This window comes from Mycobacterium sp. 23 (assembly GCF_048287075.1).
Taxonomy (GTDB): Bacteria; Actinomycetota; Actinomycetes; order Mycobacteriales; family Mycobacteriaceae; genus Mycobacterium; species Mycobacterium gordonae_B.
The window spans coordinates 873,242-889,972 of record NZ_JBLVUX010000005.1; the positions used below are offsets into that span (position 1 = coordinate 873,242).

13 protein-coding genes and 1 pseudogene are annotated in these 16,731 nt (G+C 68.1%); 9 read left to right on the forward strand and 5 right to left on the reverse strand.

The genetic code is table 11. The annotated features are described in order from the left end of the window. Positions 1-4: 4 nt before the first annotated feature. Positions 5-1,051, reverse strand: coding sequence for a biotin synthase BioB (gene bioB, locus ACNQS7_RS05225; protein WP_418011717.1), 1,047 nt, complete (start codon positions 1,049-1,051; stop codon positions 5-7). A gap of 191 nt (positions 1,052-1,242) precedes the next feature. Here bioB and ACNQS7_RS05230 point away from each other — a divergent pair, with 191 nt between their 5' ends. From ACNQS7_RS05230 to ACNQS7_RS05250, 5 genes are all read left to right on the forward strand, one after another. Then, a complete protein-coding gene (locus tag ACNQS7_RS05230; protein WP_418011718.1) occupies positions 1,243-1,386 on the forward strand; it encodes a hypothetical protein in 144 nt (47 codons plus the stop codon). A 119-nt stretch (positions 1,387-1,505) separates the two neighbouring features. After that, the gene (locus ACNQS7_RS05235) at positions 1,506-3,287 is read left to right on the forward strand and encodes a hypothetical protein (RefSeq protein ID WP_418015889.1); all 1,782 of its coding nucleotides are present in this window, start codon (positions 1,506-1,508) and stop codon (positions 3,285-3,287) included. A gap of 4 nt (positions 3,288-3,291) precedes the next feature. After that, a complete protein-coding gene (locus ACNQS7_RS05240; RefSeq protein ID WP_418011719.1) occupies positions 3,292-3,693 on the forward strand; it encodes a hypothetical protein in 402 nt (133 codons plus the stop codon). Next, positions 3,690-5,027: a hypothetical protein gene (locus ACNQS7_RS05245; protein ID WP_418011720.1), complete on the forward strand. Its 1,338-nt coding sequence runs from the start codon at positions 3,690-3,692 to the stop codon at positions 5,025-5,027. Before ACNQS7_RS05240 ends, ACNQS7_RS05245 begins: the two co-directional genes overlap by 4 nt. Positions 5,028-5,133: 106 nt before the next feature. Further along, positions 5,134-6,855, forward strand: coding sequence for a PE family protein (locus ACNQS7_RS05250; protein ID WP_418011721.1), 1,722 nt, complete (start codon positions 5,134-5,136; stop codon positions 6,853-6,855). Positions 6,856-6,857: 2 nt separating this feature from the next. On the opposite strand, the gene ACNQS7_RS05255 is transcribed toward ACNQS7_RS05250, so the two are convergent. From ACNQS7_RS05255 to ACNQS7_RS05270, 4 genes are read right to left on the reverse strand one after another with little or no spacing between them, the layout of a single operon-like run. Continuing rightward, positions 6,858-7,376 carry a 2'-5' RNA ligase family protein gene (locus ACNQS7_RS05255; protein WP_418011722.1) on the reverse strand — a complete coding sequence of 173 codons (519 nt, stop codon included), beginning with the start codon at positions 7,374-7,376 and terminating at the stop codon, positions 6,858-6,860. Beyond that, complete coding sequence (gene bioD, locus ACNQS7_RS05260) at positions 7,376-8,050, reverse strand: dethiobiotin synthase (protein WP_418011723.1); 675 nt, start codon at positions 8,048-8,050, stop codon at positions 7,376-7,378. The genes ACNQS7_RS05255 and bioD overlap by 1 nt, the downstream gene beginning before the upstream one ends. Then, a complete protein-coding gene (locus ACNQS7_RS05265) occupies positions 8,047-9,192 on the reverse strand; it encodes an 8-amino-7-oxononanoate synthase (RefSeq protein WP_418011724.1) in 1,146 nt (381 codons plus the stop codon). The genes bioD and ACNQS7_RS05265 overlap by 4 nt, the downstream gene beginning before the upstream one ends. Before the next feature lie 6 nt (positions 9,193-9,198). Continuing rightward, positions 9,199-10,512 carry an adenosylmethionine--8-amino-7-oxononanoate transaminase gene (locus ACNQS7_RS05270; RefSeq protein WP_418011725.1) on the reverse strand — a complete coding sequence of 438 codons (1,314 nt, stop codon included), beginning with the start codon at positions 10,510-10,512 and terminating at the stop codon, positions 9,199-9,201. A 61-nt stretch (positions 10,513-10,573) separates the two neighbouring features. Between ACNQS7_RS05270 and ACNQS7_RS05275 the strand changes: the two genes are divergently transcribed. From ACNQS7_RS05275 to glgX, 4 genes and pseudogenes are all read left to right on the forward strand, one after another. Then, positions 10,574-11,005: a hypothetical protein gene (locus ACNQS7_RS05275; protein WP_418011726.1), complete on the forward strand. Its 432-nt coding sequence runs from the start codon at positions 10,574-10,576 to the stop codon at positions 11,003-11,005. Positions 11,006-11,330: 325 nt separating this feature from the next. After that, a pseudogene (gene ripD, locus ACNQS7_RS05280) lies at positions 11,331-12,008 on the forward strand (NlpC/P60 family peptidoglycan-binding protein RipD); the annotation flags it as partial. Between the two features lie 340 nt (positions 12,009-12,348). Next, on the forward strand, positions 12,349-14,493 hold the full coding sequence (locus ACNQS7_RS05285) for an acyltransferase family protein (protein ID WP_418011727.1): 2,145 nt from the start codon (positions 12,349-12,351) through the stop codon (positions 14,491-14,493). Positions 14,494-14,532: 39 nt separating this feature from the next. Further along, the gene (gene glgX / locus ACNQS7_RS05290; protein WP_418011728.1) at positions 14,533-16,728 is read left to right on the forward strand and encodes a glycogen debranching protein GlgX; all 2,196 of its coding nucleotides are present in this window, start codon (positions 14,533-14,535) and stop codon (positions 16,726-16,728) included. Positions 16,729-16,731: the final 3 nt, after the last annotated feature.

The following is a 16,731-nucleotide window of genomic DNA, read 5'->3' on the forward strand; positions in this document are numbered from 1 at the left end:
CTTTCTACAAGCTCGCGTTGAGCGCCTTGAGCGGCATCTGCAGGTCGTCGAGCAGTTCCAGGTCGGCTTCGGCGGGACGGCCGAGGGTGGTCAGGTAGTTGCCGACGATCACGGCGTTGATCCCGCCCAGGATTCCCTGCTTGGCACCCAGGTCGCCCAGGGTGATCTCGCGGCCACCGGCGAACCGCAGCATGGTCCGCGGCAACGCCAGCCGGAAGGCGCCGACGGCTTTGAGGGCTTCGCTGGCCGGCAACACCTCCAAGTCCCCGAACGGGGTGCCGGGGCGCGGGTTGAGGAAGTTCAGCGGCACCTCGTGGGGGTCGAGTTCGGCCAGTTCGGCGGCGAACTCCGCGCGCTGCTCCAGTGTCTCGCCCATGCCCAGGATGCCGCCGCAGCACACCTCCATGCCCGCTTCGCGCACCATCGACAGGGTTTGCCAGCGCTCTTCCCAGGTGTGCGTGGTGACGACATTGGTGAAGAAGGAGCGAGCCGTCTCCAGGTTGTGGTTGTAGCGGTGCACGCCCATCGCGGACAGTCGCTCCACCTGCTCGGCGCTCAGCATCCCCAGCGAGCAGGCGATCTGGATCTCCACCTCGTTGCGGATCGCCTCGATGCCGGCGGCGACCTGGGCCAGCAACCGCTCGTCCGGGCCGCGCACCGCCGCCACGATGCAGAACTCGGTCGCACCGGACTTGGCCGTCTGCTTCGCGGCCTCGACCAGGCTGGGGACGTCCAGCCAGGCGCTGCGCACCGGCGACTGGAACAGACCCGACTGCGAACAGAAGTGACAGTCCTCCGGGCAGCCGCCGGTCTTGAGGCTGATGATGCCCTCGACCTCGACCTCCGGCCCGCACCAGCGCATCCGCACTTCGTGGGCCAGCGCGAGCAGTTCTTCCAGCCGGTCGTCGGGCAAATGCAGGACCTGCAGCACCTGGTCCTTCGTCAATCCCTCACCGCGCTCAAGCACCTGCTCGCGGGCAACCGCCAGAATTTCGGAATGAGTGCCATCCTGGCCGGCGTCGCTGGTCGGTCGAGTTGGCGCTTGAGTCACCGGGTACTCCCCTGTTTGTCGATCGCGTCCGAGCATGGCCGGACCACATCTGCGTCTCACGGCCGCGTCTTTGTGGCAGCCGGAATGAAATGGTGTTCAGGTTAGGGTAGCGGGCGCCGCGTCGGCGAATGCCGCGTGGGCGCACCGGCGCGACGTAGCTCACTCCGGAAATAGGGGGTATAGACACCACCATGAGCGATCCCCCCGTCACCTATCTGGCCGACCACGGGATCTGGCTGGCCATACCGGCGTTTCTGCCCGCGCTCATCGTCGCCGGGGTGGTCTTGTACGTCGCAATGCGAAACCGTCGCAGCTCTGGCAAAAAGCAGGATTGACCAGCCCGGCAATTGGGCATTACAGGTTCGTCCTAGTCGGCATCGGCGGTGCGCAACGGGAGGCGATCGCGGTGGAATTGACAGTTGTTGCTGAGGCGCCGGCGGCTCGCGGGGCCGCCCTGAACCAGGTAATCGGACTTTCCGTCGCCGCGCTGGTCATCACACTCGTGATGCTGGGCATCGGCTATGCGCATCGCACCCGCCGGATTATGTGGCTGGAGCGATTCGCCGACTGGCTCGGCGTCAAGTTCAGGCGCCCGTCCTGGGTGGCGCTACCGGTGTTGGTGTACACCTCCTCGATCATCTGCGCGCTGTTCGGTTTCATCTGGGACGTCAGCTGGCATATCGGTGAAGGCCGCGACCCTGGTCCGCTGGCCAATCCGGCGCACTACTTCATCATCTTCGGGCTGTTCGGGATCTTCCTGGCCGGCATGATCGCGATCGTGCTGCCGTTCGACCAGCCCGGCCCGGCGCCGGTGCGCATCACCGACAACTGGCACGCGCCGGTCGGCGGGATCTTGATGGCCGGCTGCGGCATGTACGCCCTGTTCGGCTTCCCGCTCGACGACATCTGGCACCGCATCTTCGGCCAGGACGTGACGCTGTGGGGACCGACGCACCTGATGATGATCGGCGGCGCCGGACTCTCGCTGTTCTCGGTGCTCATGCTGGAGTACGAAGGCGGCCGCGCGCTGCCGGACGCGCCGCCGGAGAAGCCGTTCGTGCGGTTGCTGCGCTACCTCTCCTGCGGCGGCCTGCTGATCGGCCTGTCCGTCTACCAGATCGAATATGACTTCGGCGTCCAGCAGTTCCGCCTGGCATTTCACCCGATGATGATCGCCGGCGTCGCCGCACTGGCTCTGGTCGTCGCGCGCATGACGCTGGGGAAGGGCGCGGCGATCATCGCGGCCCTGTTCGCCATCGCGCTGCGCGGCGCGGTCGCGTTCATCGTCGGCCCGGTCCTGGGCGCCCCGATCAACTGGTTCCCGCTTTACCTCGGACCGGCGCTGATCGTCGAGTTGCTCGCCCTCAGTCCCCTGTTCAAGCGCCCGATCGCCTTCGGAGCTGTGTCCGGTCTGCTGGTGGGTACCGTCGGTCTCTGGCTGAGTTCGCTGTGGGTAGGCGCGGTCTACCACTACCCGTGGCCGACCAGCATGTGGGGCGAGGCCCTGGCCATGTCGGTGCCCGTCGCGGTGTTGATGGGCATCTGCGGCGCACTGACGGGCATGGTGCTGACCGGACAGCGGCTTCCGGCGCGTGCGATCGGCATCTCGATCGTCGCGGCGACCGTCGTGGTGATCGGTGGCGCCGTGGCCAACGGCCTGCACATCAATGTCCCGAGCAAGAACACCGCGACCATCAAGCTCACCGAACTGCCCAGCGAGCCCGGCAAGCAGATGGTGTCGGCCGACGTTCAGATCAACCCGCCCGACCTGATCAAGGACGAGCCCGACTGGGTGTCGATCACCTCGTGGCAGGGCAAGATGGAGAACCAGCGCGGTCTGGTCGTCGATCGTCTGCAGCGGGTCGGGCCTGGGCAATATCGCAGCACCCAGCCCATTCCCGTGTGGGGATCGTGGAAGACCCTGCTGCGCGTGCAGGACGGCTACACGATGACCGCGGTGCCGATCTACGCACCGGCCGATGAGGCGATTCCGGCTCCCGAGATCCCGGCCCAGCCCGTGATCACCCGCCCGTTCGTCCTGGAGAACACCATCCTGCAGCGCGAGCGCGACCCGAGTGCGCCGGAGTGGCTGTTCACCACGGGCTCGATCCTGGTGCTGATCTTCACGCTGATGGTGATCGCCGCCCTGACCTGGGGTGCGGGCCGGATCAATGGCGAGACGACAAAACCCCGACGAGTGGAGGAGGAAGAACATCCCCTCCCCAGGGCGGCCTGAGTCGATGACGGCACGCATTCTCGCCGCTGTGTGGGCGGCCATGTTGGCCTGCGCACTGGTCGGTTGCGGGGGCAGCAAGCCGGGCAACACGTCCAGCAGCCCCGCGCCGGGGGGCACGTCCACCAGCGCGCAGCCGGCCGGCCTGACGATCGAGGTCTCGATCGCCAACGGCCAGGTGACACCGACCAACGCCACCCTGCAGGCCAGGGTGAAGGAGCAGATCACGTTGCGGGTCACCAGCGACGTCACCGACGAACTGCACGTGCATTCGGTGCCTGATCACAAGTTCGAGATCGCCGCGGCGCCCAACCAGACCTTCCAGTTCAGCGTCGACGTGCCCGGCAACGTCGACGTCGAGCTGCATCACCTCAAGCGCACGATCGCCACCATCCAAGTCCGGCCGTGACCAGTGCCGGCGCGGTGCTGGCGCACGGCCTCGGCGGGTCGAACGACCTCCCGGTCCCCTACACCTTCGCGCTGATCGGTGCGGCGTGGGCACTGACGTTCACGTTCGCGCTGGTCGCTCTGGCGTGGAAGCGGCCCCGGTTCGATCCGGCCAAGCCGGGACACGCCCTGCCGGACGTGGTGACGACGGTGGTTGACGCCCGCCTCACCCGCTCGTTGGTGGCGGGCCTGGCGTTGCTGTTCGCGGCGTGGGTGCTGCTGGCCGGGTTGTTCGGCCCGCAGACACAGGCCAACGGTCTGCTCGGCGCGTTCTACGTCCTGTTGTGGGTTGGGCTGGTGGCGCTGTCGCTGGTTTTCGGGCCGGTGTGGCGGGTCGTGTCCCCGGTACGGACGGTCTACGTCGTGTTGCGCCGGTGCCTGCCGGAGCGGCTGGGACGGGCACGTGTCTCCTATCCGGAGAGCTGGGGTTACCGTCCGGCCGCTCTGGGTCTGTTCGCGTTCGTCTGGATGGAGCTGGCCAGTCCCGACTCGGCCTCGGTGTTCGCGGTGAAGATCTGGCTACTGGTCTACGGCGTCGTGCTGTTCGCCGGCGCGTGGTTGTGCGGGCAGCGCTGGTTGGCTCGGGTGGACCCGTTCGGCGTCTACAGCATGGCCGTGTCCCGGTTGTGCCCGTTCTGGCGCAACCGCGAGACCGGCAAGATCGTCGTCGGCAACCCGTTCGACCACCTGCCGTCACTGCCGGTGCGGCCCGGTGTGGTGATGGTGCTGGCGGTGCTGCTCGGCTCCACGGCATTCGACAGTTTCTCGGCGTCTCCGACGTGGCGCAATTTCGCCGACGGGGTCGCGCGCGGAGCGCACGGAGTGCCGGAGACGCTGACGTCGTCGGCGCTGCGTACGGTCGGGTTGATTGTGTTCATTTCGGTTGTGGCACTGACGTTTTCACTGGCAGCGCGGGCGACGGGCGGCGTCGACGCCGAAGAGCGGCGTGCCCTGCCCGGCCAGATGGCACATTCGCTGATCCCGATCGTGGTCGGCTACATCTTCGCGCACTACCTGACCTATCTGGTGGAGCGCGGCCAGCAGGCGGTGATCGCGCTGGCCGACCCGCTCAGTAGGGACTGGCAGGTCGCCTACATCCTGTCGATGCACCCCGCCGTCCTATCCACCATCAAGGTGACCTGCGTGGTCACCGGGCACATCGTGGCGGTCATCGCCGCGCACGACAAGGCGCTGCGGTTGCTGCCATCGGCGCATCAGCTGACCGGGCAGCTCACCATGATGCTGGTGATGGTCGGCTACACCTTCATGGGGTTGTACCTGCTGTTCGGGGGATGAACCGAAACGCCATATGACCGCGGGAGCGGGGCTACAGTTCGGTGTCTGAGTCCGCCTCGAAGCTACCGCGACGTTATGGCTTCGTATGACCGCTTGGAGATTAGGGATGTCGTTGTTAAGCGCAGCGCCCGACGTGATGGCCGCGGTGGCGACAGATCTGACGAGCATCGAGTCGACGCTCAGCGCCGCTAACGCGGCAGCGACATCGTCGACGACAACGATCGTGACCGCGGCCGCCGACGAAGTATCGACGGCGATTACCGCAGCGTTCGGCGCGCACGCCCAGGAATACCAAAGAGTCAGCGCCCAAGCCGCAGCATTTCACGCGCAGTTCGCACGTGCCCTGACGGCCGGCGGCAACCTGTACGCCGCGGCCGAGGCCGCTAATGCCTCACCCCTGCAGGCCGCCCTGGATGTGGTCAACGCGCCGGCCCGGGCCCTGCTGGGGCGCCCACTGGTCGGTGACGGCAACAACGGCGCAACGCCGGGCCAGGCCGGTGAGGCAGGCGGGCTGCTGTTCGGCAACGGCGGTAATGGGGCGTCCGGCGGGGCTGGCCAGCGCGGCGGCAATGGCGGGGCCGCCGGACTCCTAGGCAGTGGCGGTGCCGGGGGCGCTGGCGGAAGCAGTGCGCCGGGCGGCACCGGCGGCAACGGCGGGTTGTTCTACGGCAACGGCGGGGCCGGCGGCGCTGGCGGGGCCGCCACCGTCGCCGGCGGGTGCGGCGGCAACGGCGGTGCCGGCGGCAATGCCGGCGTGTTGTTCGGCAACGGCGGGGCCGGCGGCGCCGGCGGCCAAGGCGCGACCGGCACAAGCGGCAACCCCCTGCCCGCTACAACCGTCGGCCAAGCGGCGAATGGCGCCAACGGCACTAACAGCTCTTCTGGCCCGGCGAGCAACGGGCAGGATGGCGCTGCGGGTAACGCGACCGGTGTGACCGGAGGCGACGGCGGCCGAGGAGGCTATAGCGGTGAAGCGGGCATCGTCAACGCCTTCGCCGGCAATGGCGGTGCCGGCGGACTCGGCGGACGCGGCGCACCCGGCGGCCACGGCGGCGCAGGGGGCTATGCAGTTGACTTGGCCGGTAGCGGCACGGCGATCGCGGGTAACGGTGGTGCGGGCGGGTCCGGCGGCGCGGGCGCGACCGGCGGAGACGGCGGAAATGGCGGTGGGGGTTACTCCGCTAACCCATTGAGTTCCTCCGGCACCGGAGGCACCGGGGGCACCGGGGGCACCGGCGCCGCGGGCGGCAACGGAGGCACGGGCGGCCCGGGTGCGCTGTTCGATCCATTCGGGGATCCGAATCTCATCTTCGGTGGCGCGGGTGGCAGGGGCGGTACCGGCGGCGTCGGCGCGGCGGGTGGCACCGGTGGTTCCGGCGGGTTCGGCGGTGCTGGTGGTCATGGCGGGCTGTTGTTCGGCGACGGTGGTGGTGGCGGCGCCGGCGGACTAGCCGGCGACGGGGGCGCTGGCGCTTCGGGCGGCCACGGCGGCACCGGTGGGCAGGGCGGCGCTGACAGTGGCATCTTTCCCGGAGCCGGTGTCGGTGTCGGCGGCAACGGCGGTGACGGCGGCAACGGCGGCGACGGCGGCAACGGCGGCGACGGCGGCAACGGCGGCAACGGCGGCGCGGGCGGCACCGGTGGACTGTTCGGCCACTCGGGCGGATTCGGCGCCGGCGGAGCTGCCGGCCACGGCGGTGGCGTAGGACTTGGCGGCGACGGGGGTGCAGCGGGCGCGAAGGGCACCGGCGGCGCGGATGGACAGGCCGGCCAAAAGGGCGCCGACGGCTTACCGGGTGCGGTCGGCATACCCGGCCAACCCGGCTGACGTCAGCCGAGCGGATACTCGACGCGCTGATCGCCGTCCCAGCGGCGCAACCCTGCGAGGCGGCCGTCGAACTGCGCCGGCCGGCCCGCAATGGCCAGCGCCGCAGCCAGATGCGCGGCCTCCATCCGGCGCGCCAGCGTGACATGTGCCGTCCACTGGCCGGGCAGGCTGTTGGCCATCGGCTCCGGCACCAGGTGCGGACCACACAGCCGATGCACCTCGGCATGCAGGTCCAGCAGTTCGCGCGAGGGCACGACCAACCGGGTGAGCACAACGTTGCCCCGGCCGAACAACAGGGTTGCGCCGACCACGCAGCGCAACGGCAACTCTCGCGCCACCGGAGTCAGCAGTTCGTCGACCGCGGCGTCGATGCGCTGGGCCACCGCCACCGTCACATGCGGACGGCCGGGCGGGATCCGGATAGGAAGTCCCGCCTTTTTCAGCGCGCCCAAGTCGTCCCACATGCCCCGCAGCACGGCCTCGGTGTCGGGGTCGAAGAGCAGTTCGATGGAATGCGCCATCAGGACACCAGGGACCTCACCCAGTCACCGTCGAACGCCGCCGCACTGATTGCCGCGAAGTCACCGGCGGCGCCTGCGCCGGCCGGCAGCGCCGCCCGCAAAGGGGCCAACCGTTCCAGCGCCGACCGGTTGGAACACTCGACCAGGCCCGGCTGATCCGGCCAGCTGCCGATCACCAAACCGGTGCATGAAACATTCTGTGCGGCAAGCGCTTCCAGGGTCAGCGCGGTGTGATTCAGGGTGCCCAGGCCGGCCCGGGCCACCACCAACACGGCCGCCTCGAGGTCCCTGGCCAGATCTCGCAGGGTGACGCCCGCCGCAGCGAGTTCCACCAGCAGCCCGCCGGCGCCCTCCACCAGCGTCAACCGCCCCGGCCGGTCCAGCCGGCGGATCAGCGCCAGCACCTCCTCGCGGCCGGGCAGCGACATGCCGGCCTGCTCGGCTGCGGCCACCGGCGACATGGGCAACGGATAGCGCGCCAGGCCGGCCAGTTCGGTGACGCCGGAGAGGCGGCCTACCTCGGCCAGGTCGTCGTCGCCGTCAGCGGTGCCGGTCTGGGCGGGTTTGCACACCGCCACGTCGACACCGAGTTGGCGGGCGCAGGACGCCAGCGCAGCGGTCGCGATCGTCTTTCCAACGCCGGTGTCGGTGCCGGTGACGACCAGGACCGTCAACGGCGGACGCTCGAAAGCACCTCGGCGAGCACGCGCCGCGCCAGGTCGAGTTCGTCGGCGCTCAGCGAGGCGCGCGCGGTCAGCCGCAGCCGGGATGTCCCCGTCGGGACGGTCGGCGGCCGGAAGCAACCTACCTTGACACCCGCATCCAGGCAGGCGGTTGCCGCGGCCAGCGCGACCTCCGGGTCACCCAGAATGACCGACACCACCGCCGACTCCGGCACCTCGGCGACACCACTTGCTCGGGCCAGGTCGGCGGCGTGGCCGAGTACCGCGGACGGTCGCCATGACTCCGCCTTGAGCACCCGCAGTGCGGCCAGCGCCGCGCCCACCGCGGCGGGGGCCAGACCGGTGTCGAAGATGAACGGCCGCGCCGCGTCGATCAGGTGCGCCCGCACCTCGGCCGGGCCGAGGACCACGCCGCCCTGACTGCCCAGTGCCTTGGACAGCGTCGTCGTGACCACCACGTCAGACGAACCCGCCAGCCCTACCTCGTGCAACAGGCCGCGACCGCCGCCGCGCACACCGAGGCCGTGCGCCTCGTCCACGATCAGCAGCGCACGGTGCCGGCGGCACACCTCGTGCAGTTCGCGCAGCGGCGCCAAAGCCCCGTCGGCACTGAACACCGAGTCGGTGACGACGACGGCGCGCTCCTCGGCACGCGACGCCAGGGCCGCATCGACAGCGGCCACATCGCGATTGGGCGTCACCACCACCCGCGCGCGCGACAACCGGCAGGCGTCGACTAGCGAGGCGTGCGAGTAGGCGTCGGACACCAGCAGCGAGCCCGGGCCGGACAGGCTCACGACGGCACCCAGGTTGGCGGTGTAGCCCGAGGAGAACACCAGTCCCGCGGCGGCGCCGACATAGTCGGCGAGCTCGGTCTCGAACTGGGCGTGCAGTTCGGTGTCGCCGGTGACCAGCCGCGAACCGGTGGCACCGGCACCCCAGACCCGCAGCGCCTGGACTCCGCCGTCGATGACGTCGGGGTGCTGGGACAGGCCGAGGTAGTCGTTGGATGCCAGGTCGAGTTCGGTGCTCACCGGGGGCCGTGGCCGCAGGGAACGGCGCAGCCCGGCCTCCCGGCGCTGCGCCTCCACCGCTTCCAGCCAGGCCAGCGGGGACGTCTCGGTTGACTTCATCGCTGATCAGACTACGAGCCGCGCAACATGCACCATCGCCGAGGTGATCTGTGCGATCTCTCCGGGGGTGCAGATATAAGGCGGCATCGCATAGACCAGGTTGCGGAACGGGCGCAGCCACACCCCACCGTCGAGTGCCGCGGGCGTGGCCACCGTCAGATCGACCGGCCGGTCGCACTCGATGACGCCGATCCCCCCACACACCCGCACGTCGGTCACGCCCGGCAATGCGCGGGCCGGTTCCAGTCCCTCGGTCAGCCCGGCGGCGATCTCGGCCACGCGGGACCGCCAGTCCTGGCCCAGCAACACCTCGACGCTGGCCACCGACACCGCACACGCCAGCGGGTTGGCCATGAACGTCGGCCCGTGCATCAGTGCACCGGCCGCACCTCTGCTGATGGTGTGGGCGATGTCCGTGCTGCACAGGGTGGCGGCCAGGCTTAGGTACCCGCCGGTGAGGGCCTTGCCGACGCACATGATGTCCGGGCTGACGCCGGCATGGTCGGCGGCGAACAGCTCACCGGTGCGACCGAATCCGGTGGCGATCTCGTCGAAGATCAGCAGCACCCGGTGCCGGCGGCAGATATCGCGCAGATCGGAGAGGTAACGCGGGTGGTGAAAGCGCATCCCGCCCGCCCCCTGCACGACGGGCTCGAGGATGACGGCCGCCAACTCCGCGGCGTGTTCGGCCAGTTGGGCCTCGAATGCCGCGCTGTACGCGGGGTCGTAGTCGCGCGGCACCTGCGGGGCGAAGACCTGCGGCACCAGCACGTCGGCCCACAGCGAGTGCATGCCGCCCTCGGGGTCGCAGACGCTCATCGGCGTGAAGGTGTCGCCGTGGTACCCCCCGCGCCACGTCATCAGGCGATGCTTGCCCGGTTGGTCCAGGCTGCGCCAGTACTGCAGCGCCATCTTGACGGCGACCTCCACCGACACCGAGCCCGAGTCGCTGAAGAACACGGTGTCCAGCCCGGGCGGGGTGATCTGCACAAGCAATTGGGCCAACCGGGCCGCCGGCTCGTGCGTCAGGCCACCGAACATGACGTGGTTCATGGTGCCCAGCTGAGTGGTCATCGCCGCATCCAGCACCGGGTGTCCGTGACCGTGAATGGCGGTCCACCAGGAGCTCATCGCATCCAGCACCTCGACCGGGTGGTCGTCGCGGATCAGTGTCAGCCAGGCCCCACGCGCCGCGACCGCCACCACCGGCGGTATCGCCTCGCTGCCAATCGTGCTGTACGGGTGCCACAGATGAGCGGCGTCGATCGCGCTGATCTGCGCGGGCGTCAACCCGGCTTTAGCTCGTCCGGCCGCTGCCACGAAAGCCGACCTTAGTCGGTTGCGGTCGCAGAAAACCTGTTCATCGGGAAGCATGCAGGGCATGACGGCACCGGATCAGTCCCAAGACTCGGACAAGGACCTGGGGAAGGACGTCGAGCAAGACCCGGCCGCACCGCGGGTGATCAGGCTGCGCCTGGTTCCCTGGGACGTCATCACCATGTTCGTGCTGTTGGGGTTGCTGATTGTCGTGGTCACCACGACCAGTTGGCCGACCCGCCTGTTTGCCTTTACCGACAACGTCTGCCAGGGCGATGACTGCCCGATGGTGCCATTCGGGTTGAACTACTACATCTACCCACTGGTGTGGGGCGGCATCGGTGCGGCCGGGACCGCCGCCCTGCTCGGCCCCTTCGTCTCGCTGGTGAAGGGCTGGTACATGTCCTTCTGGCCGATCGTCGCGGTCGGCGTGCTGAGCCTGGCTTCGGTGGCGGGCCATGCTCTGACCGATTTCAGCAACACTTTCGGGCGCTGACCCGGCTGGTGCAACATCACGCGGCAGCAAGGTCTTTGAGATCGAAATCACAACTGCCGTCACAAGATTGACCCTCTCAATCACCGTCCGGTCACGTTCCTACAAATAATGTTTCGCCACTCTGGCGGTCACTTATCTCTGTTGTCAAAGTGTCTGTAGTGACTGGTGTGATTTCACCCGGGGCTAACCCGGAGGGCTCACCCATCAAGTCCAGCGGCGCTCGGCCCCGAAGAGGCGGCCCTTCGCACCTGAACGGCGCGGATGCGCGCGGTCACCGCGCTGAGGCACAGAGGGGCCATCCGGCCCCAGGAAACGAGGGAACGAAATGAAACGCGTCTACGCCTTCGCGATCGGGCTGGTGATGTTCGTGGCGCCGATGGCGACTGTCGCGGGGATCGCCTCCGCAGATCCGTACACCCGAACCAACGACTACCAACAAATGGCCGACACGGTCATCGCGCGGGGACTCTCGCAGCGCGGCGTGCCGTTCTCCTGGGCCGGCGGCGGGGTCACCGGCCCCACCCGCGGCACCGGTTCGGGCATCAACACCGTCGGCTTCGACGCCTCGGGACTGATGCAGTACGCGTACGCCGGCGCCGGGCTCAAGCTGCCGCGCTCCTCGGGTCAGATGTACCGGGTCGGCGAGCGGGTGTTGCCCCAGCAGGCCCGCAAGGCCGACTTGATCTTCTATGGGCCCGAAGGCACCCAGAGCGTGGCGATGTACCTCGGAAACGGCCAGATGCTCGAGGTCGGCGATGTGGTCCAGGTTTCGCCCGTGCGCGCCACCGGTATGTCGCCGTACCTGGTCCGGATCCTGGGCACCAATTCGTTGCAGACGGGACCGGTGCAGCCGGCGCCGCAAGCTCCGGCTCAGACGGTGCCGGGCCAGCAGGCTCCGGCCCAGACCGTCCCCGGCCAACAGGCCCCGGCCCAGACCGTTCCGGGCCAACAGGCCCCGGCCCAAGCGGTGCCCGGCCAGCAAGCCCCGGCCCAAACCGTCCCCGGCCAACAGGCCCCGGCCCAAGCGGTGCCTGGCCAGCAAGCCCCGGCCCAAACCGTCCCCGGCCAACAGGCCCCGGCCCAGACGATCCCCGGCCAACAGGCACCCGTCCAGCAGGCACCATTGCAGCAACAGGCGCAGGTGCCACCACTGCAGCAGGTGATCCCCCAACCGGCGGCCCCGCTGGTCCCGACGCCGCAGCCGCCGCTACAGCTGATGCCGGCGCAACCGGCGCCCGCCGTCACCACTCCGCGGTAAACACCCGGGGCTTTCCCGGGATCTCCCCGACCGCCGCTTGCTCCGCAAAGGAGCAGCGGCGGTTTTCGGTAAGTTAGCGATGACCATGCCGACACCGACCATGCCCCGGACCCCGGCTGCCTCCGCGCAGTCCGGCGGCATGGGCACGCGCTCGTCGGGCTTCTACCGGCACGATCTCGACGGTCTGCGCGGCATCGCGATCGCCCTGGTCGCCGTCTTCCACATCTGGTTCGGCCGGGTGTCCGGCGGGGTCGACGTCTTCCTGGCCTTGTCCGGGTTCTTCTTCGGCGGCAAGGTGCTGCGCGCGGGGCTGGGCGCGAAGTTGTCCCCCGCAACCGAGGTGGTCCGGCTGATCCGCCGGTTGCTGCCGGCGCTGGTTGTGGTGCTGGCTGCCTGCGCACTGCTCACCGTCCTGATCCAGCCGCAGACCCGCTGGGAGGCGTTCGCCGACCAGAGCCTGGCCAGCCTGGGCTACTACCAGAACTGGGAGCTTGCCAACTCAGCCGCGGACTACCTGCGCGCCGGCGAAGCTGTCAGTCCGTTGCAGCACATCTGGTCGATGTCGGTGCAGGGCCAGTTCTACGTGGCGTTCCTGCTGGTGATCGCCGCGGTCGCCTACCTGTTGCGCAAGCCCCTCGGCAGGCACCTGCGGACCGTCTTCGTGGTGCTGCTGAGCGTGCTGACCGTGGCGTCGTTCGTGTACGCGATCATCGCCCACCAGGCCTATCAGGCGACCGCCTACTACAACAGCTTCGCGCGGGCCTGGGAGCTGCTGCTGGGGGCGCTGGTGGGTGCGGTGGTCCCGTACATCCGCTGGCCGACGTGGCTGCGGACGGTGGTCGCTACGGTGGCGCTGGCCGCGATCCTGTCGTGCGGCGCCCTGATCGACGGCGTACAGGAGTTCCCCGGCCCCTGGGCGCTGGTGCCGGTAGGCGCGGCGATGCTGATGATCATGGCCGGGGCCAACCTGGCCGCCGATCCTGCCACCCGAGGCCGGATGCCCCTGCCCAACCGGATGCTGGCGGTGGGACCGCTGGTGACCCTCGGCGCGATGGCCTACTCCCTGTATCTGTGGCATTGGCCGCTGCTGATCTTCTGGCTCTCCTACACCGGTCACCGGCAGGCCAACTTCTTCGAGGGGATGGGGGTGCTGCTGGTATCGGGGGCACTGGCCTATCTGACCACCCGCCACGTTGAAGACCCGTTGCGTTACCGCGCCTCCACGGCACCGGTTGCGCCGGTCCCGTGGCAGTCGAGGTTGCGCCGGCCGACCATCGCTTTGGGATCGGTGGTGGCTCTGCTCGGGGTCACCTTGACCGCGACGTCGTTCACCTGGCGCGAACACCTGGTCGCCGAGCGCGCCGGCGGCAAGGAACTCAGTGGACTGAGCGCGGCCGACTACCCGGGCGCGCGAGCCCTGGTCAACCACGTGCGGGTGCCCAAACTGCGGATGCGGCCCACGGTGCTGGAAGTCAAGGAGGATCTTCCCGCCTCCACCAAAGACGGGTGCATCAGCGACTTCGTCAACCCGACGGTGGTCAACTGCACCTATGGCGACACCGATGCGCCCCGGACCATCGCACTGGCGGGCGGATCACATGCCGAGCACTGGCTACCCGCGCTGGACCTGCTCGGACGGTTACACCACTTCAAGGTGGTGACCTACCTCAAGATGGGCTGCGCGTTGTCCACCGAACAGGTCCCCCTGATCATGGGCAACAACGCGCCCTATCCGCAGTGCCGGGAGTGGGTCGAGACGACGATGGCCAAGCTGGTCACCGATCGTCCGGACTACGTGTTCACCACCTCGACCAGGCCCTGGAACATCAGGTCCGGCGACGTCATGCCCGCCACCTATATCGGGATCTGGCAAACGTTGTCCGACAACAACATTCCGATCCTCGGGGTACGCGACACGCCGTGGCTGGTAAAGGACGGGCAACCCTTCAACCCGGCGGACTGCCTGGCCAAGGCCGGCAACTCGGAATCCTGCGGGGTCAAGCGATCCGATCTGTTGTCCGATCACAACGGCACGCTCGACTTCGTGGCGCAGTTCCCGCTACTGAAACCGATCGACTTATCGGATGCGATCTGCCGGCCCGACACCTGTCGCGCGGTCGAGGGAAATGTGCTGATCTACCGGGATCCTCATCACCTGACGCCGACCTACATGCGGACGCTCGCGCCGGAACTGGGGCGGCAGATCGCGGCGATCACCGGTTGGTGGTGACAGGCGACCAAGGGCAGCCCACACGGATAAGGTCTAGTGATGTCGTCGACGGAGCGCGGGAACCAGGGTGCCTATGACGGCGCGGACGGCTCACCCGAATTGGCGACGGTGTGGCCCGGGGCGCCATTCCCGCTGGGCGCGACTTACGACGGTGCCGGTACCAACTTCTCGCTGTTCTCCGAAGTCGCCGACAAGGTCGAGTTGTGCCTGATCGCGCGCGACGGCAGCGAAACCCGGATCAATCTCGACGAAGTCGACGGTTACCTGTGGCACTGCTACCTGCCCACCGTTACTCCGGGACAGCGCTACGGGTTTCGGGTGCACGGGCCGTTCGATCCGGCCGCCGGTCACCGGTGCGATCCGAGCAAATTGTTGCTCGACCCGTACGGCAAATCCTTTGTCGGTGACTTCGATTTCACACAGGCGCTGTTCTCCTACGACCTGGAAGTGGCGGCCGAGGACCCGTCTGAAACCGGTACTCCCCCGATGGTCGACTCGCTGGGCCACACCATGACCAGCGTAGTGATCAACCCGTTCTTCGACTGGGCATCCGACCGGGCACCCTGCACGCCCTATCACGAAACGATCATCTACGAGGCGCACGTCAAGGGCATGACCCAGACCCATCCGGGCATCCCGCACGAACTCCGCGGCACCTATGCCGGGCTGTCGCACCCGGTGATCATCGATCACCTCAAGTCACTGAACGTCACCGCTATCGAACTGATGCCGGTCCACCAGTTCCTGCACGACCACCGGCTGGTCGACATGGGACTGCGAAACTACTGGGGCTACAACACATTCGGCTTCCTGGCTCCCCACTACCAATATGCGGCGACCCGCAAGCCGGGTGGCGCGGTCGCCGAGTTCAAGTCGATGGTGCGCACCTTCCACGAGGCCGGCATCGAGGTCATCCTGGACGTGGTCTACAACCACACCGCCGAGGGGAACCACCTCGGCCCGACGATCAACTTCCGCGGCATCGACAACGCCGCCTACTACCGTCTGGTCGACGGTGACCTTCGCCACTACAAGGATTTCACCGGCACCGGCAACAGTCTCAATGTGCGGCACCCGCACACCCTGCAGCTCATCATGGATTCGCTGCGCTACTGGGTGCTCGAGATGCACGTCGACGGCTTCCGGTTCGACCTGGCAGCCACCCTGGCCCGCGAGTTTTATGACGTCGACCGGCTGTCAGCGTTTTTCGACCTGGTCCAACAGGATCCGGTGGTCAGCCAGGTCAAGTTGATCGCCGAACCGTGGGATGTGGGCGAAGGGGGTTACCAGGTCGGGAATTTCCCAGGTTTGTGGACCGAGTGGAACGGGAAATACCGCGACACTGTGCGCGACTACTGGCGGGGCGAGCCCGCAACCCTTGGCGAGTTCGCTTCCCGGCTGACCGGGTCGTCGGACCTTTACGAAGCGACCGGCCGTCGGCCCGGCGCCAGCATCAATTTCGTCACCGCGCACGACGGCTTCACCATGCATGATCTGGTGTCCTACAACGAAAAACACAATGCGGCCAACGGCGAGGACAACCGCGACGGCGAAAGCCACAACCGGTCCTGGAACTGCGGCGTGGAAGGCCCCACCGACGACCCGGACATCATCGCGCTGCGCTGCCAGCAGATGCGCAACTTCTGGGCGACGTTGATGGTCAGCCAGGGCACCCCGATGATCTCCCACGGCGACGAGATCGGGCGCACTCAGCAGGGCAACAACAACGTCTACTGCCAGGATTCCGAATTGTCTTGGATGGATTGGTCATTGGTCGAGAAGAACGCCGACCAACTGGCCTTTGCACGCAAGGTGACGCGGTTGCGCAGGAAACATCCGGTGTTTCGCCGGCGCCGCTTCCTTCGGGGCCGGCCGATCCGCAGTGGTGAAGCCGACATTCACGACATCGCCTGGCTGACACCTTCCGGCCAGGAGATGACCGAGCAGGACTGGGACAACGACTTCGGCAAGAGCATCGCGGTGTTCCTCAATGGCCAGGCCCTGCCCGAACCGAATCGCCGTGGCGAACGCATCGTCGATGACTCGTTCCTGCTGTGTTTCAACGCCCACGACCAGGAAGTCACATTTGTCATGCCGCACGGCGACTATGCACAGCAGTGGACAGTGGAGCTGGACACCACCAGCCCGACCGGCGTCGCCGAACGGGTGGTCGATCAGGGTGACGAGGTGGCACTGCCCGGCCGCTCCGTGCTCATACTGCGTAAGACGCTGTGACGT

Excerpts from the sequence above, each read along its gene's own strand:
- ACNQS7_RS05275 (WP_418011726.1), top strand. The coding sequence starts at position 10,574 with ATGACGGCACCGGATCAGTCCCAAGACTCGGACAAGGACCTGGGGAAG.
- ACNQS7_RS05285 (WP_418011727.1), top strand. The coding sequence starts at position 12,349 with ATGCCGACACCGACCATGCCCCGGACCCCGGCTGCCTCCGCGCAGTCC.
- ACNQS7_RS05240 (WP_418011719.1), top strand. The coding sequence starts at position 3,292 with ATGACGGCACGCATTCTCGCCGCTGTGTGGGCGGCCATGTTGGCCTGC.
- ACNQS7_RS05255 (WP_418011722.1), bottom strand. The coding sequence starts at position 7,376 with ATGGCGCATTCCATCGAACTGCTCTTCGACCCCGACACCGAGGCCGTG.
- ACNQS7_RS05250 (WP_418011721.1), top strand. The coding sequence starts at position 5,134 with ATGTCGTTGTTAAGCGCAGCGCCCGACGTGATGGCCGCGGTGGCGACA.
- ACNQS7_RS05265 (WP_418011724.1), bottom strand. The coding sequence starts at position 9,192 with ATGAAGTCAACCGAGACGTCCCCGCTGGCCTGGCTGGAAGCGGTGGAG.
- ACNQS7_RS05230 (WP_418011718.1), top strand. The coding sequence starts at position 1,243 with ATGAGCGATCCCCCCGTCACCTATCTGGCCGACCACGGGATCTGGCTG.
- glgX (WP_418011728.1), top strand. The coding sequence starts at position 14,533 with ATGTCGTCGACGGAGCGCGGGAACCAGGGTGCCTATGACGGCGCGGAC.